A 25553-nucleotide genomic window follows, 5' to 3' on the forward strand; every position below is an offset into this window, starting at 1 on the left:
AAGTTATTTCTTCTTTCCCCAGATAGCGGTCCCTTTATTATTCAAACCAGAAAAAAGAATAGTTTCCTTTTTATTTTCCCAATCGCGACCTCGTTCAACCAATACTTCGTCGGTAAAACCATTACTCCATTTCATAGTAAGCCAAGGCGCTGAATATGACCATGTATTGGCTGTGCTTCCATTAATACCACCATTGGCATCCAATGAAATAGTAGTAGCTACTTGAAAATCAGGAGAGTTTTGTTCTTTATCATACCCAGGAACCACTCTATATCCAAGAATAACTTGCTCCCAATTTCCTACCAAATTTTCTTTCGTAATAGCAGTGGTAAATTCTCCTGCATAGCGCTCTGGCGAAACCACTGGCCAACCATCTTTTGTCCAAAAGATTTTACGGACATGTAGAATCATAAAATTAATATCCTGTCCCGGGCGACCCTGATGTGCCATATAATACTGTCCAGCATTTTCGAAAACACTACAATGTGCCACTCCTTGCCAGCCCGCATGACCTGCAAACTGATAAGGCGCCAATATCATCGGACCATGGTCGATATCTTCATTGAGGTTACGTCCTTCAAAATCATAAAAAGGTCCTTCAGGAGAGTCTGAACGCCCTACTCGAACATTATATTTAGTAGCTAACCAGTCATAAGAAATAAATAGAAAATACTTTTTGAGTTCTTTATTATAAATTATTTCTGGGCCTTCGATATTACCATTGTATTGCCCATTGGTAAAACCACGATTCGCAATTCGTTTACCTTTATCACCTGCAACGAGTGGTAAACCAGTAGCAGGATTGAGTTTGAGCATATAAATACCATCCCAAGCCGAGCCATAATAAAAATAGTGTTCACCTGTTGGCGTAACCACCACTGTTGGGTCAATTGCATTAGTTTGGCGAGTATTGTCATTTTGAGACGTCACTACCAAACCTTGCTCTTTCCATGGTCCCAAGGGCGAGCTGGCGGTAGCCAATCCAATCACACTTAAACGAGGGTCACCAGAGGAAAGTGAATAATACAAACGAAATTCATTCCCTACTTTCATTATGTACGGCGCCCACAAAGAATTAAACGGTTGAATGCCTTTTTGCTTGATAAAGTTTGCCCCTAATGTTGGCAAACCATCAAATACCCAACCATAAAACTTCCATTCTATCAAGTCTTTTGACTGGCGAATCTGAATTCCCGGGCGAATATCTGTTCCGTAAGCTACGTCTGTATTGTAGCAATAATAGGTATCGCCTTCCTTGATAATTGATGGGTCATGTACATTGTAGGGTCCCCAACGCAAATAATTACTAGCAGCGGCCACATCTGCATAAGAGTCTTTGATAGAGTTTATATCAAAAGCTGGTGCTGTTGGGCTGGGATTAGGCGTAGGGGTTGGGGTGGACTCTACGGCACTTTTCGAGCAAGACCCAAGTCCTAACATGGTCAATATTAGAAGTATAAAAAAATATTTTTTTGTTGAAAAAAGCATAAGTCTACAGATTGAGGTACCGTATTGATGATTGAAAGGGTGGCATCAAATATTTTTTAGGTTTAGAGATAAGGCCTTATTTTTAGGAGTAAGCCATAGACAATAATCAGAATAAGTAATTTTTAAGAAACTCTTACTTTGTCCACTGCCTATAGCTTATTGTTATTTGAGCAATAATTAGAGTTGTGGTAAAACCCTAATAACCAGCATTTTGTTTAACACCAGGATTCGTATTTATCTCACGCTGCGGAATTGGATAAAACTCTCTACCTGCTTGATAAGTGTTAAACTCAGGGTCACGAAGCTTCAATTCTGCTAGCTTTGTGGCATCTTGTAGCCAACCCCAACGACGAATATCATCAAAACGGTGACCTTCCAAGCAAAACTCCAAAAGTCTTTCATGAGCTAATTGATCACGCATTTGTGCAGCAGTCATATTTGGCTTGGTAGTTGCTAAATTTGGTAACCCTACACGCGAGCGAACTCGTTGTATGTACTGATAAGCTTGTGCGGTTTGTCCTGTTTCATTCAAACATTCGGCATACATAAGTAAAATATCAGCGTATCTCAAAATACGCTCGTTGATACCCGAACGCCAGTCAAACTCATCGGCTTTGGTTTCATCGTTTTCATATTTTCGACAGAACAAATCATTCAAATCGTTAGGATTTGTATAAAAAGTAGCAAAATCTTTTCCATACAATTTCATACCACCCGGTTTGTTATAGAAAATCGTTGCCTCCAAACGAGGGTCATCTTTTCCTGCGGCAGTTTTCTCCACTAAAAACTCGTTAAATACAGAGCGAGTAGGTTGCACATCTGTCCAGCCAAAACCACGTGGGCCATAAGTAATGGCACGACCCGAAACTGCCCCCCAGCCAGGAGCAGGCTCGCCACCCCAGTTCATATCTTTACCGCCAGCATCACGAGAAAATTGAACTTCAAACAATGATTCTTTATTATTTTCGGCAACTTCTGTAAAATTATCACGGTAATTAGGCATCAAATCGTAGACTCCTAAATCGATAACCGCCTTGAACTGTGTAGCGGCCTCGGTATATTTTTTAGTAAACAAATAAGCTTTTCCTAAAAACCCTAAAGCTGCTCCTTTAGTAGCGCGACCTGTTTGACCTTTATCGGGCCCCGCCACATTATCATAACTAACAGGAAGCAATTCAGAAGCCTTTTTTAAATCTGAAATTACTTGTGCCCAACCTTCCTCTGCGGTAGATTGTTTAACATAAAAATCAGCTGTACTTTTTACCGAAGTGGTAGGCAACATTACATTACCAAATAAATTGACTAAATGGTAGAAATAAAGTCCTCGTAAGAAATAAGCCTGACCCAAAACACGGTCTTTAACGGCCTGATCCATCGCTATTTTGGGTACAAAATCCAACACCTGATTGGCTTTAGAAACACCTTCGTAATAAGCCCCAAATGCCCAACCATAGATGGCATCATTACCAGTATTCAAGGCAAATCTACCTGAATTGTACATCTGATCCCAAGGACTATTACTCTTGATGTCGTCGCCACGGGTATCGAGCAACAAAGGTGTACTACGCATATACCCGCCATCAATTATAAGGGTTTGGTAAGCAGCATTCACTCCCTTTATAGCATCATCTTGTGACTGCCAAAAAGTAGCCGAAGTTTGCTGGTTGGGGTTTGTTTGCTCCAAGTCTTTTTCACAGCCCGTAGCCAACATCATGGCTGCCACAAAGGCTATTATATATTTTTTATTCATGGAAAATCTAAAATTAAACGATTTTGTAAAGTAACTCACAGACATATAGTGCTCTTAAAATGGCACGTTCAACTATCTATATCAAATTAGAAACCTACTTGCAAACCAAGCATAACGGTACGAGGATTCGGATAAGAGCCATAATCTAAACCTCTGCTCAATAGACCATCACTTGCAAAGTCTGGGTCGTAGCCACGATAGCCAGAAATCAAGAAAATGTTCTGTCCAGATGCATAGATTCTGATTTTACTTACACCTTTAATTTTGTTCAAAATACTTTGAGGCACGTTGTATCCAATTTGCGCATTTTGCATACGCAAATAAGCTCCACTTTCTACAAACCTGTCTGAATCACGCGTGTTTGCATTTGGGTCACCAATCACTGGACGAGGCACATTAGTATTGGTATTAGTTAGAGTCCAATAATTAAGAGCGTCTACGTGATGATTACCATATTGTTGAGCCATTAAATCACGATATACACCATTGTAAACCTTATTCCCCGCCTGCCCTTGCATAAAAAATGATACGTCAAAGTTTTTGTATGATGCACCAAAGTTCAAACCATAATAAAAGTTTGGAATAGATGAGCCCAAATAAGTACGGTCGCCCTCGGCTGTGATTTTGCCGTCACCATTGAGGTCTTTAAACTTAATATCACCAGGGGCAGCATTCAATTGAGTAGCATGATTTTTTACATCATCAGCATTCTGGAAAATACCTTCAGTAATATATCCATAAATCTCCCCTACAGAATGTCCGACTTCTGTTTTACTCGCTGCACCATAAATTGGCTCATTGTTTCCTCCTAGGGCTAATACTTTGTTTTTGAGCGTATGTGCATTGGCAGAAATTTCATACTTAAAATCTCCTGTTTTTTTACGATAAGTTGCCGTTAATTCAACCCCAGAGTTGCTAACCGAAGCAATATTTGTTGTAACACTAGCATTGGTAGAACCAACAGATGCTGGAATTGGAATACCCACCAACATATCATAAGCACGATTATCAAAATATTCAGCAGTAAATGAGATTTTATCATTCATGAAACCAAAATCAACCGCCACGTTGGTGGTTCTTTTCGATTCCCATTTAATAGACGGATCAACCACTTGTGTACGAGTAGCACCTGGAGCCAAAGCATTGTTGAACACATAATTCGCATTGGTGTTGATATAGGTATCATAGAGATATTGACCAATAGACTGATTACCTAATTCTCCATAACCACCACGAACTTTCATGCTATTGATAAATTCGGGTAACTGAATATCATTATGTACATTCCAAGCTGCGGCCAATGACATGAAATTACCGAAACGATTTGATGGACTAAATCGAGAAGAACCATCACGACGGAAATTGAAAGTCAATAGGTATCTATCACCATAGTTGTAGTTCACACGACCCAAGTAGGATTGAAGCGCTGCATTCCACTGATATTCGTTGATACCACGACCGCCCGAAGCTTCTAATCCAGAACTTAATGTTAAGAAATAAGGCTCCGTAAGACCCAAAGCCGTACCAGTCATAGACGCCCACTCATCTTTTTGATGTGTAATACCTGCCAACACATCAATCTTATGTTTACCAATTTCTTTCAGATACGTTGCAGTATTTTCAATCAAGAAAGTATTAGCACCACCACGTGTTTGAGATAAAAACGCCAATGGAGTAAGGTAGTAAAACCCTAAATCATATTTTGGTTCAAAGAAGAAGTCTTTCCAATCTGTACGGTCGTAACTAACACTTAATCTGTATTTTAAGTTTTTCGCCAATTCCAACTCACCCCAGAAATTTCCTAAAATACGATTACGGTCTCCTGTACTTTTCAATAAAGCATTCATCCCAACTACGTTCAAAGTAATAGCTCGTTGGGTATTGTTATCACTACCGCCATAACCACCCAAACGATTAGGGTCGTACACAGGCATTGTCGGAATGGCCGTCAATAAACTAGTTACACTCCCTCCAAAAACGGCGTGTTCTCTAGTATTGGCATTATTTACCTTGTGCGACTGTGTGTAGGCAAACTTTGCCCCAAATGAGAAAATACCTTTTTTACCTGTCAAATTACCATTCAAGCTATAACGTTTATAGTTTTGAGGACCCGTGTAGGTACTACTTTGATCAAAATATCCCAAAGAAACACTTCCTCTCAGCGCCTCGGTACCACCCGAAAAGTTGAGATTATGGTCGGTAATTTTACCCGTTTTAAAGCCTTCTTTTTGCCAATCGGTATCTACTTTGCTAATATATGATGGACTTTTCGGGTCGTTGGCAGGCGCTACCAACAAACCAGCATTCAATTCGGCCGCACTTGTGATATTCTGATAACCAACGCGGTTAGTTACAGGAATACGTTTCGCTATTTCTTGTACACCCGCATAACCTGAATAATCTACTTTCAGAGGTCCTGCTTTACCTTTTTTGGTTGTTATAATCACAACGCCTGTAGCCGCTCGTGCCCCATAAATAGCACCTGCCGAGGCATCTTTTAACACTTGAACGCTCTCAATATCGTCTGGAGAAAAATCAAACGGTGCATCTACAGGAACTCCATCAATCACAAACAATGGACTGTTGTTATTGAAAGAACTAATACCTCGAATTTTGATACTTACAAATCCACCAGGCTCGCCAGAACCATGTACCGTGACCCCAGCCACTTGACCTTGTAGCATTTTGGCAACATCATAACTTGCTGTTTTCTTAGCATCTTCCATTTTGACAATACCTACCGAACCTGTCAAATCTTTTACTTTTTGGGTACCATAACCAACCACAACCACCTCATCAAGTTTAGCGATGTCAGCCGTCAATTCTACGTTGATGGTGCTACGACCACCCACACGAATTTCCTGTTTTAAGAAACCCACAGAAGATATTTCAATGACAGCGTTGGCATCGTCTACCTCAATTTTGTAATTTCCTTGTGCATCGGCTACTGTTCCTTTATTTGTTCCTTTAATACGAATGGTAGCTCCAGCCACTGGCTGATTATCTTCACGGCTTGTCACTCGACCAGATACGTGTAATACTGCGCCAGAAACTATAATATCTTCTAGAGTAGCGTTTGACTGAACGTTTGGGTTATAATTTCGGTCGGTATTAGCTGTATTCAAGACGTGAATATTGCCGCGCACTTGCTTAAATTGAAGATTGACTTCTTTCGTCAAGAAATTAAGAACTTCCGAAAGCCTCTTATTTTGCACGTTCAATGTAACTTTCACCTGCTCATTGAGGTAAGCATCATTGTATGAAAAATGAAATTGCGTTTGCTTTTCGATTTCTTTAAATACCTGAACAATCGTAGCTTTTTCTACTTTCATGTTCAGACGAGTATTCTCGACACTTTTGGCTTGTGCACCAAAAATGCCTAGAATATTAATTTGTAAAATACTCATGAGGAGCATTAACATAGTCGTAAATCGTTTTTTTAACTGGAGAAGCGACTTGGGTCGAAGGATTTTCATATATTTGATTGGGATTTTGATGATTGAAATAATTAAAATTCCTAGTTCTGCTCTATCGCACAGACGCCAATCTTTTTAGATAGCTCAGAACTCAATCAAGGAGCCGACGCATAGTCGGCTTTTTTTGTTTGGTTAGCTGGAGTTTTGAAGCAAAGAATTCATAATTAATGTTTAGATATGTTAGCGTAAAATATGACTATGATTAATAATAAAATTGGGCAAACAGCCTAGTGGTTTGGTGTGATTCTTACTTCTTTTCCATTGATTTCAAAATCAAAGCCTGAAGTAAACCCAACACCAGTCAGAACATTTTCGAGAGACTCGTCATAAAACTCACCACTGTATCTTCCTTTCAATTTTAGGGATGAATCAACTGTAATTTTTACCCCATACCAAGCTTCAATTTTGGATAAAACACTTGGCATATCCTCCTTAGAAAAGTACAATATGTTATCTTTCCAAGCGACCTCAGATTTCAGGTCAAACGAACTAACTTCAATCTGCTTTTGAGCTTCATGCCAGACTCCCATTTTACTAGGAGTAAGTATTTCGGATTGATGGTTTTCAACTACACTCATACTTACTTTTCCTGTTCTTACTGCAACTTTGCCAGTAACGTCCTTTTCAAAATCATTTACCGAAAAACTTGTTCCCAAAACTCTAGTTCTCAAATGTTTTGATTGTACGACAAAGGGTTTTTGAGGATTTTTGACAACCTCAAAAAATGCCTGTCCATTCAACTCCACTTTTCTAATAGAATCTTGAAAATCAGAATTATAAGTAATAGAACTTCCTCCTTGAAGCGTTACAATTGAGCCATCAGGAAGTATTACCTTAATTCTTTCACCAGGATTGGCTCCGTAAAACTGTTTATTCCCAAGCGTCAAAACAGAAGTCATCAAACGCTCCTTAGTAAATTCTGTCTGAAAAGAATAGATAATACCAATAACCACAGACGCAGCCACCCACCAGAATCGTTTTATATTATTTTTAAATATTGAGATAGTATGTAGCTTCTCTGTTTCAGAATTTTGTGCAACTGTCGATTTGATACTCTCAAACATCGCATCAAGTTCTTGTTTGTCTAAATGATACTGATGCTTGTAAGCAAGATTTTGAATAATGCTTTTGGCAAGGTCAAACGTCTCTTTTTTGTCAGGATTATTTAAAAGCCAATTGTTCCAAAACTCGTTTGAAACATCATCTGGCTCTTTTACCCATTTTACAAATGAAGAGTTACTCAGAAATTGCTCTATATTGGGTTGATTCGATTCCATAGTTTAGTTCTTTCAAATACAGAAAGACAAAAACTCAAGGAATGACCATAGTAATCGAAGAAAAAATTTTACTTTTTTTAGAAAAATAAAATTTTTACCATTTAACATTCTGATAATGAAACATTTACATTATCAATAAAAATTATCAAATACTTTCTATTTAATAACTTTATAAATTTTTTTTGCATTTTATTGAGTAGTAAATCAAAAAATATCCTACATTTGACTTCAGGAATGAACTATTCCCTTTTTATTTAGTAATAATTGTGTATGTCTGACACATATACGTTGCCCAAATGAATTAACAAGCCATATACTTTAATTAAACAGCCATGAAACATCTCTCCGAAGAGCAAATTTGGAAAGCATTTAAAGATGGGAACGATGAAGCTTTAAGTTTTATCTACTATCATTATGCCCCAAAGCTATATAATTATGGCAGACAGTTTTGTGCTGAAGCAGACCAAGTAAAGGATGCAATTCAGGATTTATTTTGCGAAATGATTCAATCAAGAGGGCGTCTAGGAGATACAACCTCGATTAAGTTTTACTTGTATGCGAGTTTGAAACGCAAATTGATGAGAGTACAGGAAAGGCAACAAAAACAATTTGCTTTTGTAGGATTAGAAGGCGGTTTTGAACTTAATATTTCGGATGGAAATGACTTGTTTAATCAGATATTTTCAGCTGATACCAGTCAGATCATAAAAGAAGCATGTGCAAAGCTTCCCGAAAAACAACGAGAAGCTATTGCTTTATACTTTTTTGAAGGACTAAGCTATGAAGAAATTGCCCAGATTATGGCTATGACCAAAGTAAAGTCAGCGAGAGCCCTAGTCTATCGTGCCCTAGAATCACTATCTGAAGATTTGACCATCCAACAGCATGTTTCACAGACCATTACAGCTTTGTGGGCTATATGTCTAAGCACCAATTAATGATTAGATTGTTGTGCTAGTTTTTCGCCGCGCTTACGAGCCAGATAACTTGCTCCTATAAGCTGTCCGGCATGATAAATCATAATAGGCAACAAATAAATACCAACTTCTGCACCTGCTCCAAACAGCACTTTACTCATCACTGTACCATGCACCAATGATTTTTTAGAACCACAAAATATCGCCGTTGAGGTATCTGCTTCGTTAAACCCAAGTCGATGAGCACACCATTTAATCAATTGATATACCACTTGGAATAGTACAATCATTCCCACAGACAACCAAATGATATTACTTATTGGTAAGGTAGCAAATATATGGTGGTCAAATGAATCACAGAAAGATTGATATACAATCAAAATAATTACAGTTTGGTCGACCATTTTTAAGGCAACTTTGTTTTTTTGTGCCCAAGCACCCCCAAATTTATTTAAGCTCATTCCGATAATTACAGGTACGATTACTTGTAAAACCAACTTCATAAGCACATCTGTCAAATCAAAATTGCTATTGACTTGCCCCATAAATAGCGACATCCATAACGGTGTTAACACAATACCCAACAAACTAGATAGTGTAGCATTAAAAATAGCAGAAACCACATTACCACCTGATAATGAAACCATTACGACCGAAGATGAGACTGTCGAAGGCAAGGCTCCCAAGTAGAAAATAGCCAACCATAAAACAGGTTGCCCCATAGAATCGAACCAAGGTTTGACCAAAAGTGCTAGTACAGGAAAAAAGATAAAGGTACTACTTTGAATCAAGGTGTGTAATTTCCAATTACTGATTCCAACCAATAACTGCTTGGTATCTAGTTTCAAACCATATAAAAAGAAGGTTATGCTCACCCCATAAGTTGTTGCAAATCCCAATGCTTTATCAAGGGTCACTGCTCCCAGTTGCGGATATACATAAGCAAGAATAATCGCTCCAATCAAAGAAAGAATGAATCCATCTACTCCATATTTTGCCAAAAATTTCATATTACAACAATTATCGATTTCTTGAAAAAACAAAAATAGGGCTTCAGAGCTTTGTTTTAGAATCTTTTAGAAAATTCTAATAAAAAAGCTTGCAATTAAATTGCAAACAATTTAATTTTACACAAAAAAAACAAATACATGAATCAGCTCAAGTTAGAAAACCAGCTTTGTTTTCCATTTTACGCTATTTCAAGGCAAATTACTGCCTTGTATAGACCACTGCTCGAACCACTAGACTTGACATATCCTCAATATCTCGTGTTGCTAGTGTTATGGGAACACAAAAATTTGTCTGTAAAAGAGTTAGGAAAAAAGCTGTTACTCGATAGTGGAACTTTAACTCCACTACTAAAGCGTATGGAACAAGATGGCTTAGTAAATCGACAACGTGACAAAGCGGACGAAAGAGTCGTATTTGTAAGCCTAACAAATAAGGGTATTGAACTTGAAAATGAAGCAAAAGATATCCCCTTCAAATTAGCCTCATGTTTGGCACTTTCAATGGAAGAATTCTTTAGTTTAAAAGCTCAATTAGATAAGCTAATGGAGACAACCTCAGCTTTAAAATAACAGAAAAATACAATTTTAATATAAATCTATAAATCAACTATTGCTCTAATTAGTATGCTAATTGAGCAACAAAATTATACAATCATGCAAGCATTATATCAGGCGTCAGCCACAGCGACAGGTGGTCGCAACGGACAGGTAAAATCTTCAGACGGAGTATTGGATTTGGAAGTAAGAATGCCAAAAGAATTAGGAGGAACAGGAGGAGCATTCACAAATCCTGAACAACTTTTTGCGGCAGGCTATTCAGCATGTTTTGATAGTGCACTGAACCTTGTGATCAGAATGCAAAAAATTACTACTGGTACAACTACTGTAACAGCTGAAGTTGCTATCGGCAAAAATGATGCTGGAGGTTTTGGACTAGCAACAACATTAAAAGTACATATTCCTGGCGTAGAAAGAGAGGTAGCACAAGCATTGGTGGAAAAAGCGCATGAGGTATGTCCTTACTCAAATGCTACCAGAGGTAATATGCCTGTAACGCTAGAAATTATCTAAGCATTGCAGTTTTATTTTTTTTCGGAAAGTCTGATCAGCACACAAGTTGGTCAGACTTTTTGTCTTTAAGGTTGGTGGTCGTTTGGACTTATGTATTTTTCTATTATTTTTACAAGACAATAACGAGCATTGTAGCCTTGTAAAATTTTCTAAACTATCACGATGAAGAAGTATATTGCCTACCTGAGAGTTTCAACCAAAGGACAGGAACGCTCAGGCTTGGGACTAGAAGCACAGCGAGCCATCATTTATCATTATGCAAACCTTGATAAGATTGAAGTTGCACAAGAGTACATCGAAGCTGAATCGGGTAAAGAGATAGACAACCGCCCGATGCTTCAATCAGCAATTGCAGATTGTTTGAATGATAAAGATGCTTTTTTGATAGTTGCCAAATTGGATAGACTTAGCCGTGACGTAAAAGATACTTTTGATATTTTAGAGAAAGTTCGAGGGAAATTTGTAAGTTGTGACATTCCTACCCAAAACGGAGTTTTGGATACCTTCACGTTAGCAGTTTTTGCAGGTTTGGCGCAGCGTGAACGTGAACTGATTAGCATCCGAACCAAAGCAGCCTTGCAGGCGAAGAAGAATCGGGGCGTGAAATTAGGTAAACCTGAAAATTTTACAAATGAATCAAGAGCCGTGGGAGCCGCATCAACAAAACAAAAAGCCTTAAAAAATTTAAACAATCGCTTGGCTTCGGCCTTAATTGAAAGATTCGACCGAGGATTGTACACCCTTCAACAAATTGCAGATGAACTAAATTCGAAAGGGTTTAGGACCTCGAAGGGAAAATTGTTTCACCCTACTACCGTAAAAAGATTAATTGAGCGCCGAAAAGTACCTGTTTCAAGCATTTTGAAGGCGTCGTAGGTAGCTTATTGTAAGGCGTCGTGGGCTGTTTTAGAGAATAATCAATTCTCAGCGCCTTCGACGCTTTAATTTTATGAGTGAACTTCCTAAAATAGAGAGAGTTGAGTACCTATCAGATGGTCTATTTGCACGCGCTTATTTCTTTCAAAATATTCAAGTGCACGAGTGAGTTCTTTTCTATTTCTACAAATTAGATACGGTTTTTTATTGTGCGGCCGTACCAGTCTAAGATCTAATTTAAAAACAGTACCAACTCCATATTTTTGACGAAGTTTTCTGCTGCACTCAATACGAAGTGCGCTATCAGCTGTTTGTCCATCCAAAGGGCGCAATCTCACACGACCTCGCTCTAGGATAGATTCAGCAAAAACATCTAAATACCAAATAGGTTGTTCGTTAAAAAGTGAATATCTCATCGGATTCAATCAAAATTACCGAGTTGGCAAACTCAAACCAAACTGTCAGAAAGATACTAATTTTTTCAATAGCTTGTATTTCTCAAAAACTCAAGAAAAGTCAAATCAAGATGATTAGGTAATAATGAATTCACAAATAATTTTGCCTACCTAAGTTCCCGAATAATAATTCTGAGTAAAAATTAATCAATTTATGTAGTAAATAATATCCATGATGTCCTTTTAATAATATTACAAAAATTTGATACATACATGATCAAGACGAAAACGTTACCGACAACGATTGCATAAAAAAAATATTCATCCTCGTTGGAATAATTTGAATACTATCCTAATTTAGTTGTCAAATTTGCGGTAATATATTACTTTTACATAAAATTCCTATTTTCCTGTACAACAGGTAATTCTTGTGATTTTGAAAGCTCATTGAGCTAGAACATATTATCATAGTTTTTATAGAAAATTGGGTGTAGTTACTGGCACTATAATATTTATGGTGTCAGTTTTTTTTGTGCCTATGCTAAAGTGATTATTCTCATTTCAAGAAAATATTAAACTTTTCTTTGTAAATTCCTTTCAAAATTCACTTTGAAAAAAATATATGAACTTCTCCCATGCCCCAAAAACCCTTGACTTAATTCAAAAAGTTGAGCACTTCGTCCATGAACACATTTTACCTATTGAGGAAAAATTTCGTGAACAACCCTTTATCTCAAATCCTAGTTTTCGTGAATGGTCTCTCGATGAAGAAATTGAGTCCTTAAAAACCTTAGCTAAATCTCAAGGATTGTGGAATCTTTTCTTACCAGAAATTAGTGGCTTGAGTAATGTTGAATATGCACCCCTTGCCGAAGCGATGGGATATTCATTATTAGCTCCAGAAGTTTTTAACTGTAATGCTCCCGATACAGGCAATATGGAAGTACTCTGGAAATATGGTACTACAGAACAAAAAGAAGAATGGCTCAAACCACTCTTGGAGGGCTCTATCCGTTCTGTTTTTTGTATGACCGAACCAGAAGTTGCATCAAGCGATGCAACCAACATGAAGGCTACAATTGAAGACAAAGGCGACTATTTATTAGTCAATGGAACCAAATGGTGGAGTACAGGAATCGGACACCCTAATTGTAAAATTGCTATTTTTATGGGTTTATCAAATCCCGAAGCAGCCAAACACGCCCAGCACTCTATGGTACTCATTCCACTAGATACTGAAGGTGTAACCATCAAAAGAATGTTGCCTGTATTTGGCACTTATGACCCACCGTATGGTCATGGGGAAGTAAGTTTCGAAAACGTAAAAGTACCAAAATCAAATCTTATTGGCGGACTAGGAAAAGGATTTGAAATAGCACAGGGACGTCTCGGGCCTGGTCGAATCCATCACTGTATGCGTGTGATTGGAGCAAGTGAGCGAGCATTACAACTGATGATAGAAAGAGGAAAATCTCGAACAGCCTTTGGCAAATCGCTTATTGAACTCGGTGGAAATACTGATATCATCGCCAATGCCCGTATGGAAATCGATATGGCAAGATTACTTGTAATGAAAACTGCCTTTTTGCTAGATACTTTTGGTATCAAGGGCACCTTGAGTGAGGTATCACAAATTAAAGTAGTTGCACCCACTATTGCTTGCAAAATCATAGATCAAGCAATGCAACTATTTGGAGGTAAAGGGCTTAGCAATGACACCCCGCTCGCCGGACTATATGCGTATGCAAGAACTTTGAGATTGGCCGATGGCCCTGATGAAGTTCATAGAAATGTTGTAGCTAAATTGGAATTGAAAAAGTACCGTGAATCATAAATGGACTGAGAATGGAAAACATTTTAATTGACACTCCAAAGGACGTTCGGATAGAAGACCAATTGGATTTGTATCTATTGAAAAGCTATTTAGAAAAAGAATTTTCTATTGTCATTCACTCTATTTCCTTGAAGCAATTTAGCGGTGGTGCGTCTAACTTAACCTATCAGATTACGATTAATGAAAAAGAATATATTCTGAGATGTCCACCGAAGGGTACAAAAGCCAAAGGAGCGCATGATATGGCAAGGGAATCTAAGATAATGTCGGTATTGACTCCTCATTATCCATACGTTCCCAAAGTAGAACTTTACTGTAGCGATACTGCGGTAATAGGTCGAGAGTTTTATATCATGGAAAAAATATCAGGAATAATTCCCAGAGCAAATCTTCCTAAAGGATTAGAATTAAGTCCTGAAAAGGTGCAAAACTTATGTGTAAGGGTAATCGATAAACTAATTGATTTACATAAAATCAAAATAGAAAATACGGATTTACAACAATTTGGTAAAGGGAGTGGCTATGCAAATAGACAAATCACAGGTTGGGTAGAACGTTTTCGAAAAGCCAAAACATGGAATGTACCTTCCTGCGAATATGTAATTCGGTGGTTGCAATCTAATATTCCTAGTGAAGAATATACCTGCTTCATTCACAATGATTTTCGTTTTGATAATGTAGTGCTTTCAGCAGATGAGCAATTGGAGGTAATTGGTATACTAGATTGGGAAATGGCAACGGTCGGTGATGGATTGATGGATTTGGGCAATAGCCTAGCTTATTGGATTCAAGCTGATGATGATTTCGTTTTCAAAATGTTTAGAAGACAACCCACGCACTTAAATGGAATGTTAACGCGTAAAGAAGTTATTAAGTATTATTGTGAGCGAATGAATCTACAAAATGCAGATTTTACTTTCTACGAAGTATATGGATTGTTTAGGTTATTGGTGATAATTCAGCAAATTTATTTTAGGTATTATCACAAACAGACCAGCAACCCAGCTTTCAAAAACTTTTGGTTTATGGTCAGTTATCTGAATTGGCGTTGCAAAAGAATTATTAAGCAAAGTAATTAAAAAGACAGGCGAGAAGGAAGTCTTTTCGCCTGTCTTTTTAATTATAAATAATGGATCATCTGATACTATTTTTTATACAACTTAACACGTCCGTCTTTGATAACGCCTTTCCAATTTAAGCCAAAACCAAAATCGTAGACATTTCCTTCAGAGTCCTTATGACACTCCATATCTTGCGGAACGTCCTCAGCTTGTTTTTCAACAGTACTCATATTAGCTGGCATCTGAATCGGCAACAAAGCTGATGGTTCTTTTTTACCAGAAATAATCTCAAAAATAGCTTGATCTTGTACTTTAAAATTAACTAAGATACCTTCTACCTCCTTTTCAAATTCATTGAATACCATAGGGTTATCCATCGAAACAGAAACTATCACAGGCTTTCCCTTCATTTTGGCTTTTGTCTCCAAAATCATATCCAAATCTGTGGAGTTTGAAGCTTTTATACTTTTGCCTTTGTAAGAACGATTCGTTGAAGCTTCCAATGGATCTCCACCTGCAATACTTGTCTCACGAGCATCAGTAGCAGTATATTCTTTAAACTGTAGACTGATCGGCAAATAGCCATTGCCACCCTTCGCCAAATCAGCTTTATCATAGCCTATACCTGAAGATGGGTTATTGACAAACACGATCGCACAGTCAGCCTCATTAGGATTATCTGTCACATTAAAATACTTTTTAACGACATTCAAGTTGACAGGGTAATCCAATGACTCTGGAGTTTCCATGCCTAGGAAGTTACGAGATTTGGCAACGAAACGCTTAGGAATATATACTGTTTTACCCAAATGAAGTGGTAGGATACTTCCCTTATTTTTGAGCATTACGATCGAGCTAGTTTGAGCCTCAAAGCCTTCACGCATAAATGTGGGATTACCAACTACTTTCACAGTTTCTTGAACATCCAAATACGGATTTTCGAATAAACCTACACGGAAAATATTACGCAACAAACGCACTGCTGATTTTTCCATACGAGCACGCATCCATGTTTCCCCACGTTCTTTTACACCCATTGCATAAGCATCAATAATAGGCTTTGAATCATTATTGCCACCAAATTGGTCAACACCAGCCATCAATGCTTTGTAATGCAATTCCGCTTCGGTCAGTTTTTCCAAGCCCCATGGTTTTCCATCCACAAAGTTGTCCATCACCGTGTGAGCATGGGTAATACTCCAGTCTGTACAAACTACCCCGTCATACTGATATTTATCTCTCAACAAATCGGTAATAATATACTTGTTATAGCTATTTCCCACGTTTTCGTTATTTTTTGTATCAAAACCCCACGAAATAGTATAATACGGCATTACAGCCGAAGCCATTTTAGTTTTACCTTTTAGTTTGAACGCACCTTCCGTAAAAGGAATAAAATGTTGTGCATAATTTTTACCCGGGTAAACCGCATATTTCCCAATAGCATAGTGAGCATCGCGACCCGCTTCACCAGAACCACCTCCAGGCCAGTGCTTTACCATCGCATTTACACTTCCAAAACCCCAACCATCCTTAATTTCTCTATCGCCATAAGAGGTCTGAAAACCATCCGAATATGCCTGCGCCATCGCCGCACTCAAATAAGGATTTTCACCAAAAGTTCCACTCACACGACTCCAACGAGGTTCTGTTGCAATATCCACTTGCGGAGATAAGGCCGTAGCTATACCCAAAGCACGATACTCAGCTGAAGCCACCTCTCCAAAACGGTGTGTGATTGTTGGATTAAAAGTCGCTGCCAAACCCAAAGAACCGGGCCACATCGAAATCGTACCACCAGCCGCAGCGTTGTATTCAGCACTTGCCAAAGTGCCATGACGAGGGTCAGAGCTGTTATTGGCAGGAACACCTAATGCAGTACTTTCGACAAATGCCTGCATTTTATTATTCCATTTGGCAGCTACCTCAGGGCTTTTTACAGTGGTCAACAATACGTGACGTAAATTGTCTTTCTCCAAAAATGATTTCTGCTGGTCGGTCATGTCTGAAGGGTCAGTTTCACCTTCTTTGTAGGGCTTTCCATTATATGTACCAGAAAAATAACCCATTGGTCGTGCAGGTAACGACTGGTGACCAGAATACAACATCAAGCCAGCTATTTGCTCAACCGACATCTTAGTCGCTAAATCTTTAGCGCGTACATCCACTGGCAAACGCCAGTCTTCATATTTATCAAGCTTTCCATTTTTGTTCAAATCCTTAAAAGCCCAGCCGTCTACGGTTAGAATTTTTACACCCGAACTCGGCGCATAACCTAATTTGACGCCTCCTTTGTTTTGGATAAGCGTAAAATCACCTTTCGATTGGGTTGTATATTTCTGAGCTTGAACACCCAGCGATAACGCCAGAGTAGCAATAAATAATGGTATATGTTTAAATTTCATATTATAAAAATGAATAAGGTACCTATTGAATTATTATGATACAAAGAAAGGGATTATTACTATTATTTGATTAAAATTTTATATAAATCACCGTATTTTTTAGTCAGATAAGGGGAAAATATCGATAGATACAAAAAAAGGATAACTCAAATGAGCTATCCTTTCTATCACTATTTTACTTGAATTATGATCTTTATCTCTTGGTTACTAAAGGGGAATTACGTCTACCGAAACTGACAACTGGTGTCCTCCAGAACTAAATATCACACCTTTCAATGGAGCTACATCACTGTAATCGCGTCCATACGCCGTAATAATATGACGCTCTTGCGGTACCATGTCATTGGTTGGGTCAAACTCACACCAGCCCATCTCTGGAATATACACTGAAATCCACGCATGAGATGCATCCGAACCCTGAAGTTTCTGTTGGCCAGGCGGTGGCAATGTCTCAATATACCCACTAACATATCTCGCAGCCAATCCCAAACTTCTTAGACAAGAAATTGCTAAATGAGAAAAATCCTGACAAACACCTCTTCGTTCTTTTAACACCGTTTTGATAGGCGTATAAATGGAAGTAGCATTTGAGACAAACTTGAACTCTTTGTAAATTTTATGGCACAACTGCATTACTCCTTCATAAAGTACAACATTATCTTGTAAGCAAGTACGCGCAAACTCGAGTATTTCAGTATCCCAATTGATAAAAGGACTTGGCGTCATATATTGCAAAAGTTCAACTTTAAGTTCACGGTTATTCCAAAGCATATTTTTACAATCTTGAACCGATATCCTCGAGATATTCATTTGAACTTTGGGTAAACTCTGAACTTTACTGATAGCCAGCACGGTCAATTCTTGATGTGGAACATGAATCGAAAAGTAATGTACAGTATTGCCAAAATAGTCTTTTCTTTCTATAATTTCGTTGGGAGAAGGTGTTATTTCTAATTTAAAACTATCACAAACTTGCCCTTCCAAATCCTTCGGTTTTAAGCATACCAAACTATGGTAATTATTAACTGTTTCGTGATATCTGTAGGAAGTTTTATGAATTAAGTTATATTTCATTCTGACTCGAATTTTCGGTACTACTCAAAAAAGAATGTTGTATCTCAGTATGAGTAAAGTACAAATTTGTCAAAGAGTTATTTACTGATAAAATTAAATCAAAGACTTCTGCTAATAAGCCATCCAAGTTTTCTCGGTACAAGGTATCTTGTTCAAAAATGACCATTTGCGACACATCAGCAAGTTTGATTTTCATGGTAGCCTGAAGGACAGCCTTCTGAGCTAAATTTAAGCGTTCAGTATGCGATGGCTTAGGTAATTCCGACAAACAACGCCCCAATTCATCCAACTGGAAAGCTAAAGAATAAGGCAGCTTAGTTTCCAAGAAAATCATATCGAGCATAGCTTCCAAATTAAAATTAGATTTGTAAAGCTGTCGATAATGAATCAGTAAATGATGGTTGATAAGAACGGCCTCAATCAGTTCGTTCTCGACATGAGAATCATTTTTGAAACTAAAACAAGCACGAATTGTACTGATTTTTAGGAGGATTCTTTCTATAAGTTTTCCAGATTCGAACAAATAAAATCCGCCATCCCTTGGCATGGAGTCGGCTACAATACCATAAAAAGTAAACAATCGTGCGTGAAGCTTATCCAGTACTTTTTGCATCGTATTGCTATTGGAAAAGGTATCATCAGGCCTTTTAATTTTTTTGAAGGTATTCTCAATCGAGTAAATAGCACGCCATGTATCATGATTCCATTTGTCACTCACCGAAATCACACCTCTCAAAAATGCCTCTGTGCTAGATGCTACGGAGCCAAGTACTTTGAGATCATGTACAATCTTATGTATTTCGGGATAAGGATTTATCAACAATTCTGTTTTCTCTTCATCCAAAAAACCGGGATAGGTTAAGGTCAAATGCGTTAGCCCCTTCAACAACACTTCGATATGTTCAGATTTTGAAGCATTACCAAATTTGACACTTTCATGGAGAGCATTAATCAACAACTTGATATATTTTGTAGTCGACATCGTTCGCTCTGCGTAACGGCCAACCCAAAAAAGATTCTCGGCACTTCTACTCGGTAACGAAGTATGATGATGCACAGACTCCTTAGGCATCTCCACTCTAATTTCCATTTGCGTTATCTCCGTGTCAGACACAATCCAAGTATCTTTGGAGCAACCACCATGTTGATGAGAAACCTCAAATCGTCCCTGTACAGCAGAACTTCTTGTCAGCCCACCTTGCATGACCATGTAATCGTCTCCATTGGCGACCAAATACGCTCGAAGAGCCGCTAACCTCGGCACCAATTTTCCATTTACTAAGGCTGGAGTTGTCGAAAGACCAATCTCCTCTTGTGCAACGTATTCATGCGGCGCGAGCAAAATTTGTTGAATTAAATCTGTACGCTGTTCTGGTGTCAACAACCGACCATAAACCGAACGAAATACTTGTTTTCGGTTTGCTTTTTTGATGATAAGTTGAGGCAAATTTTCAATCACATAATTGAGCTCGTGTGTATGTCCACACCACCAAGTAGCGATAGAAGGCAATATCAGCTCCTCTTTCAGCAAAAAGCGACAAGCCGCTGCCATAAAAGCTAGAAGTCCACTATTTTCAAGCACCCCAGCCCCTGGTGTATTTACGACTGCAACATTACCTGAGCGCATAGCCTGCAACAAGCCGGGAATTCCCAAACGAGAATCCTCTCTCAATTCAAGCGGATCACACCAGTCGTCATCCACTCGACGAATTATCACATCAACCTTTTCTAAGCCATCTATTGACCGCAACCACACAAAACCATCTCTAACTACCAAATCATCGCCCTGAACCAAAGTATAGCCCAAATACGAGGCTAAATACGCATGCTCGAAATAGGTTTCATTTCCTGACCCTGGGGTCAAATACACAATTGTTGGATGTTCTCGGCTTTTTCCAGTCAGTGCAGTAACCTCCTTATGAAAAGTTTTGAAAAATGGAGACAGGCGGTTAACCGTCATACCAGTTGTCAACTCAGGCAATATGGCACTCATAACCGTGCGGTTCTCCAAGGCATATCCCGAACCCGAAGGCGCTTGTGTACGATTATCGACTACCCACATCCGACCATCTGGTCCACGAGCTACGTCAACAGCATAAAGGAGAAGTTGTTTTTCGGAAGCTAATTTCACATCCATACAAGGGCGAAAGAAACCGCTATTTTCGTAAATCAACTCAGGAGGTAAGATACCCTCTTTTACCAAAAGTTGAGGTCCATAAATATCTTTCAGCATCAAATCCAACACTACTGCTCTTTGCTTTAATCCTTCCGATATCAAATCCCACTCTGACTTTTCCAATAAAAAAGGAATTGGGTCTAATTGCCATGGTCTAGCACTTACCTCAGAACTACCATACACATTGTAAGTAACTCCATTTTCACGCAGTTTATTAGTTAATTCCTGACTCCGTACCACGAGTTGTTCCATACCCAACTTTTCGAGGGTATCAAACATCTTTTTCCAATAAGGTTTTACTTGTTGACTGGCGTCCAGAATTTCGTCGTAAGACTCTATTTCCCCGAGGTACGCTTTGAGTAAACTATCTTTCACTTCAGTAATCATATTATCATAAGCAAGCACTCAAAATATTGACTGCAAAATGGTAAATCATTTACGATTTATTTAACTCACAAAATCTTATGAGCTTAAAAAGTATAAATGTAAGTATTTACGAAAAAAATACAAGGATAGGCTATCCCGATGAATCAAAAACATCAGATGACCTATCCTTATAAAAGTTTTGTTCAGGTAAGTTAGTGGGCAAAATAAAATTTAAGATTGTGCTTTGGGCTTTCAGGTATCGGCTTTCGGCGGTGGGCTTTGTAAAAAAGCATGGTTGAGGTTAATAAAAAGCATTTTAACACTCTGTGCCTTGTGCCCGTTGCCTTGTCCCTAAAACCCATAAATCAAATCTTATTTTACACTATTACTTAAGTAATAGGAAAGATTAAATTAATAGTATAACTGAGGTAAAACTTGACTATAATCTTTTGATTATGAATATCTTCAAATAACCAATATACTGTTAACCAATAACCTTTTTCTACTTATTTCCTACAAAATGATAAGTTAAGAATCTGCTAAGCTTTTTATACTTTTTCTTAACACTTCTAGAGCAACAGCTTGAACTATCTAGCTTTCCAGAATCTTCTTAAGTCAAGTGTTGTAGGATATTCAGCATTGATAAGCTCGACAGGCGTATCAATTTTCATTTCCTTCTTATTTTCAGCCACAAATCGTGATGGCGCTGTATTGAACCTCACAGGAGCCGGAACCGTCTCAGAGGTAGATGGGGTATGTCCAAAGCCCCAGAAACGACTAATCCTTCTCGACTCAGCTTCGTAGCTATTAATCGGATAGGTATCAAAACTTCTTCCACCCGGATGTGATACAAAATAGGTACATCCACCAATAACACGGTTATTCCAAGTATCTACAATATCAAATACCAATGGAGCATCGACACCAACTGTAGGATGCAGTGCCGACGGTGGATTCCAAGCTTTATATCTGATTCCAGCTACATATTCGCCTTTAGTCCCTGTAGAGCGTAAAGGCACTCTACATCCATTACAAACTAAAATATGTCGATCCTGAACGAATCCAGAAACTTTAACTTGTAGTTTTTCTAATGATGAATCCACAAAACGAGCAGTCCCAGCGTTTGAAAGTTCTTCGCCAAGTACATGCCAAGGCTCGATTCCTAAACGAAGCTCCAGTTGTAGATTATCGACAGTTACCCCACCATGGTGAGGGAATCTGAATTCGAAAAAGGCATCAAACCACGAAATATCAAAATCATATCCTGCATCTTTCAAATCGTTTACTACATCAATCATATCCAAATAGGCGAAGTGAGGCAGTAAAAATCTATCATGCAATTCTGTTCCCCAACGAACTAACTTTTTCTTATATGGTTGCTTCCAAAACTTAGCAATCAAGGCACGAACTAGTAAATTTTGTACTAAATTCATGTGCTTATGCGGTGGCATATCAAATGCTCGAAACTCCAAAATTCCCAAACGACCTGTCGATGAATCTGGTGAATATAGCTTATCTATACAAAATTCAGTACGGTGTGTATTTCCTGTAATATCTACCAAAAGGTTTCTGAAAATTCTATCTACCATCCAGAAAGGTACATTGCCATCGTCTGGAATTTGGTCAAACGCAATTTCGAGTTCATACAAACGCTCATCGCGGCCTTCATCTACACGTGGTGCTTGACTCGTTGGACCAATAAATGAACCAGCAAACAAATAACTCAAGACAGGATGGTGCTGCCAGTAAGTAACCAAACTACGCAACAAATCAGGACGTCGTAAAATCGGGCTATCTGCAGGTTTAGCACCTCCAATCGTTACGTGATTACCACCTCCTGTGCCCGTATGTCGCCCATCGACCATAAACTTTTCTGTACCTAATCTCGACAGAAATGCTTCTTCATACAAGGCCGTAGTATTGTCAACTAACTCTTGCCAATTTTTTGAAGGATGAATATTTACCTCAATTACCCCAGGGTCTGGTGATACTACGAGCTTCTCCAAGCGATAGTCAGATGGAGGGGTATATCCTTCTATTCTAATAGGCATTTGAAGTTTCTCTGCGGTAGCCTCAATAGAAGCGATAAGATCTAAATAATGCTCTAGGTATTCTGTTGGAGGCAGGAAAGCATAGAGTATTCCCTCTCTCTCTTCAATTACCAAAGCTGTCTGAATAGTATTTACCTCAAACAACAAAGGTTTTTCTTCCAACTCATCCGCTTTCTTTACTTTCTCGTCATCCTTAATTTTTGGAGCTTTTTTAGATGGAGCGACATAATCAGGTGCTTCAGAGCCATATCGAGACTCTGCCACGGCATTATAGTCTCCCAAAGCAGGCAGGTCTTCAAAAGGACTTCGCTCTAAAGGTTCTTCTCTTTGAAATTTAGAAATCGCAGGTAATGAGTTTAACGGTAATCTCAATCCCACAGGAGAATTTCCCGGAATTAAAAAGCAATTCTCTCTTCTAAATTCCCATACGCAACTTGTCCATGTGTTGGTATTCCAATTCCATCGTATTGGTAATGCAAAGCCTACAGGATTGTTCAATCCTTTTTCCAAGACTTTTGCCAAGGTACGGCGTTCAATCGAATCCTTCAAATTAACTGCCAGTGGGTCTACATTAACAGGCAATTTACCTTCCTCCAAAGTCCAATAAATAGGGTCTTCGAAAGTAGGACATAAATTGCTCGGACGAATACCAAGATACTTGGTGAGTTCTGTGGCAAACTTTTCAGCATCATGGAAAGTATAATTTGTTTGTCCTTCCTTTGCTATAAGGTCGTCATTTTTCCAAATGGTATGTCCGTCCTTTCTCCAGTAAAGGGCATATTGCCAACGTGGGAACAATTCACCCGGATACCATTTCCCTTGACCAAAATGTAGTAAACCACCATGAGCAAAGCGATTTTTGAGGCGCAAAGCAAGATTATAGGCAAGTTGACGCTTGAGAGGTCCATCTGCTGTAGAGTTCCATTCTGCAGATTCAAAATCGTCGATAGAAACAAACGTTGGCTCTCCTCCCATAGTCATACGCACGTCACCGTCTTGTAAATCTTTCTCCACGATATCACCAACTTTCATGATTTTCTCCCACTGCTCTTCAGTGTAAGGTTTGGTTACTCGTGGGTCTTCGTGAATACGGAATACTTTATTGTCAAACTCAAATGTTACTTCACAAATATCAGTAGCCCCAGTAACAGGTGCAGCACTTGCATAGTCTGGTGTGCAACTCAATGGGATATGTCCTTCTCCTGCAAACAATCCAGATGTAGGGTCTAGACCAATCCATCCTGCGCCGGGGATATATGCTTCTACCCACGCATGTAAATCAGTAAAGTCTTCTTCTGGTCCAGAAGGTCCATCTAAGGACTTTATATCTGGTGTTAGTTGAACCAAATAGCCAGATACAAATCGAGCAGCAATTCCTTTATGACGTAGAATCTGAACCAATAACCAAGCAGAATCGCGACAGCTTCCACTTTTGATGGTTAATGAGTCTTCGCAAGTCTGCACACCAGGTTCCATTCTAATATTGTAGTCCAGATGCCCATAAACTTTTTGATTGGCGTATACCAAGAAATCGACCGTATTAATATCAGCTTTAGGGTCAACCTCTCTCAAAAAATCAGTCAATAATGGCCCTGATTCACGTGCTTCCAGATAAGGAACCAATTCTTTTGCTAAGATATCATCGTATCTGAAGGGGAATTTTTCGGCATATTCTTCTACAAAGAAATCAAAAGGATTTATCACCTCCATTCGAGCTATTACCTCAACCTCTACACTTAGCTCTTTTGTTTTTTCAGGAAAGACGACCCTCGCTTGATAGTTTCCAAATGGATCTTGTTGCCAGTTAATAAAATGCTCTTCGGGCGTAATTTTCAAGGAATATCCTTCAATCGCAGTTCGCGAATGCGGCGCAGGTCTTAATCTAAAAATATGGGGAGACAAGCTGACGCTACGATCAAACTTATACTTAGTTTTGTGAGAAATCGCAACTTTTAAAGACATACGAGATTATTTTGAAGGTTCAATCATGGATTTATGTAAAAAAAGTGAAAAAATCCATGAAATGTCAACCTCCAAATAAAAATTTATAAATTCTCTTAAAGAAATTATATTCTACTTAATATTCACTTTACATTTTGATTATTTTAGAATACTCTCTTTATTCAAAATTATATTTCATCATTATCAACAATAACAACTTTACCTTTACACTCATTTATCATTGACCATAATGCTCATTTTGAGCAGTATGACTTTACCGAAAATCCTCAAACCATAATGCTCATTTTGAGCAGTATGACTTTACTAGAAAAATCCTCAAACCATAATGCTCATTTTGAGCAGTATGACTTTACTTAAAATCTTC

General features: G+C 38.4%; 16 protein-coding genes. 6 read left to right on the forward strand and 10 right to left on the reverse strand.

Features of this window, described 5'->3' with window-relative positions:
* Positions 1-3: 3 nt before the first annotated feature.
* The 4 genes from BWI92_RS25585 to BWI92_RS25600 all read right to left on the reverse strand — a co-directional run bounded on the left by BWI92_RS25585 (position 4) and on the right by BWI92_RS25600 (position 7991).
* Complete coding sequence (locus BWI92_RS25585) at positions 4-1440, reverse strand: arabinan endo-1,5-alpha-L-arabinosidase (RefSeq protein ID WP_217903491.1); 1437 nt, start codon at positions 1438-1440, stop codon at positions 4-6.
* A gap of 244 nt (positions 1441-1684) precedes the next feature.
* Entirely contained in the window at positions 1685-3238 is a 1554-nt protein-coding gene (locus tag BWI92_RS25590) for a RagB/SusD family nutrient uptake outer membrane protein (RefSeq protein ID WP_176464543.1), read from the reverse strand.
* 86 nt (positions 3239-3324) lie between these two features.
* Positions 3325-6714 carry a TonB-dependent receptor gene (locus tag BWI92_RS25595; protein WP_095168324.1) on the reverse strand — a complete coding sequence of 1130 codons (3390 nt, stop codon included), beginning with the start codon at positions 6712-6714 and terminating at the stop codon, positions 3325-3327.
* Positions 6715-6941: 227 nt separating this feature from the next.
* Positions 6942-7991, reverse strand: a complete 1050-nt coding sequence (locus tag BWI92_RS25600) for a FecR family protein (protein ID WP_095168326.1) — start codon at positions 7989-7991, stop codon at positions 6942-6944.
* 332 nt (positions 7992-8323) lie between these two features.
* Here BWI92_RS25600 and BWI92_RS25605 point away from each other — a divergent pair, with 332 nt between their 5' ends.
* Entirely contained in the window at positions 8324-8929 is a 606-nt protein-coding gene (locus BWI92_RS25605; protein ID WP_095168328.1) for an RNA polymerase sigma factor, read from the forward strand.
* Here the strand turns inward: BWI92_RS25605 and BWI92_RS25610 are convergent.
* Complete coding sequence (locus BWI92_RS25610) at positions 8926-9918, reverse strand: bile acid:sodium symporter family protein (RefSeq protein ID WP_095168330.1); 993 nt, start codon at positions 9916-9918, stop codon at positions 8926-8928. The two genes, BWI92_RS25605 and BWI92_RS25610, sit on opposite strands and share 4 nt — an antisense overlap.
* A 138-nt stretch (positions 9919-10056) precedes the next feature.
* Between BWI92_RS25610 and BWI92_RS25615 the strand changes: the two genes are divergently transcribed.
* The 3 genes from BWI92_RS25615 (at position 10057) to BWI92_RS25625 (ending at position 11865) form a co-directional block, all read left to right on the forward strand.
* A complete protein-coding gene (locus BWI92_RS25615) occupies positions 10057-10488 on the forward strand; it encodes a MarR family winged helix-turn-helix transcriptional regulator (RefSeq protein ID WP_095168332.1) in 432 nt (143 codons plus the stop codon).
* 84 nt (positions 10489-10572) lie between these two features.
* Complete coding sequence (locus tag BWI92_RS25620) at positions 10573-10989, forward strand: organic hydroperoxide resistance protein (protein ID WP_095168334.1); 417 nt, start codon at positions 10573-10575, stop codon at positions 10987-10989.
* Between the two features lie 162 nt (positions 10990-11151).
* Positions 11152-11865 carry a recombinase family protein gene (locus tag BWI92_RS25625; protein ID WP_095168336.1) on the forward strand — a complete coding sequence of 238 codons (714 nt, stop codon included), beginning with the start codon at positions 11152-11154 and terminating at the stop codon, positions 11863-11865.
* An 86-nt stretch (positions 11866-11951) separates the two neighbouring features.
* Here BWI92_RS25625 and BWI92_RS25630 read toward each other — a convergent pair whose 3' ends face one another.
* Positions 11952-12281: a hypothetical protein gene (locus tag BWI92_RS25630; RefSeq protein ID WP_095168338.1), complete on the reverse strand. Its 330-nt coding sequence runs from the start codon at positions 12279-12281 to the stop codon at positions 11952-11954.
* A 601-nt stretch (positions 12282-12882) separates the two neighbouring features.
* On the opposite strand from BWI92_RS25630, the gene BWI92_RS25635 reads away from it, so the two are divergent.
* Together BWI92_RS25635 and BWI92_RS25640 are read left to right on the forward strand one after the other, a co-directional pair.
* Positions 12883-14094 carry an acyl-CoA dehydrogenase family protein gene (locus BWI92_RS25635; RefSeq protein WP_095168339.1) on the forward strand — a complete coding sequence of 404 codons (1212 nt, stop codon included), beginning with the start codon at positions 12883-12885 and terminating at the stop codon, positions 14092-14094.
* Positions 14095-14105: 11 nt separating this feature from the next.
* Complete coding sequence (locus BWI92_RS25640; protein ID WP_095168341.1) at positions 14106-15173, forward strand: phosphotransferase family protein; 1068 nt, start codon at positions 14106-14108, stop codon at positions 15171-15173.
* A 65-nt stretch (positions 15174-15238) separates the two neighbouring features.
* Here the strand turns inward: BWI92_RS25640 and BWI92_RS25645 are convergent, their stop codons facing one another.
* From BWI92_RS25645 to BWI92_RS25660, 4 genes are all read right to left on the reverse strand, one after another.
* Positions 15239-17560 carry a glycoside hydrolase family 3 N-terminal domain-containing protein gene (locus BWI92_RS25645; protein WP_095168343.1) on the reverse strand — a complete coding sequence of 774 codons (2322 nt, stop codon included), beginning with the start codon at positions 17558-17560 and terminating at the stop codon, positions 15239-15241.
* A 207-nt stretch (positions 17561-17767) separates the two neighbouring features.
* Positions 17768-18634, reverse strand: a complete 867-nt coding sequence (locus BWI92_RS25650; RefSeq protein ID WP_095168345.1) for a transglutaminase family protein — start codon at positions 18632-18634, stop codon at positions 17768-17770.
* The gene (locus tag BWI92_RS25655; protein ID WP_095168348.1) at positions 18624-21197 is read right to left on the reverse strand and encodes a circularly permuted type 2 ATP-grasp protein; all 2574 of its coding nucleotides are present in this window, start codon (positions 21195-21197) and stop codon (positions 18624-18626) included. Before BWI92_RS25655 ends, BWI92_RS25650 begins: the two co-directional genes overlap by 11 nt.
* A gap of 566 nt (positions 21198-21763) precedes the next feature.
* The gene (locus BWI92_RS25660) at positions 21764-25189 is read right to left on the reverse strand and encodes a DUF2126 domain-containing protein (protein ID WP_095168350.1); all 3426 of its coding nucleotides are present in this window, start codon (positions 25187-25189) and stop codon (positions 21764-21766) included.
* Positions 25190-25553 lie beyond the last annotated feature (364 nt).

The organism is Flectobacillus sp. BAB-3569 (genome assembly GCF_002270355.1).
In the GTDB taxonomy this organism is placed as follows: Bacteria; Bacteroidota; Bacteroidia; order Cytophagales; family Spirosomataceae; genus Flectobacillus; species Flectobacillus roseus.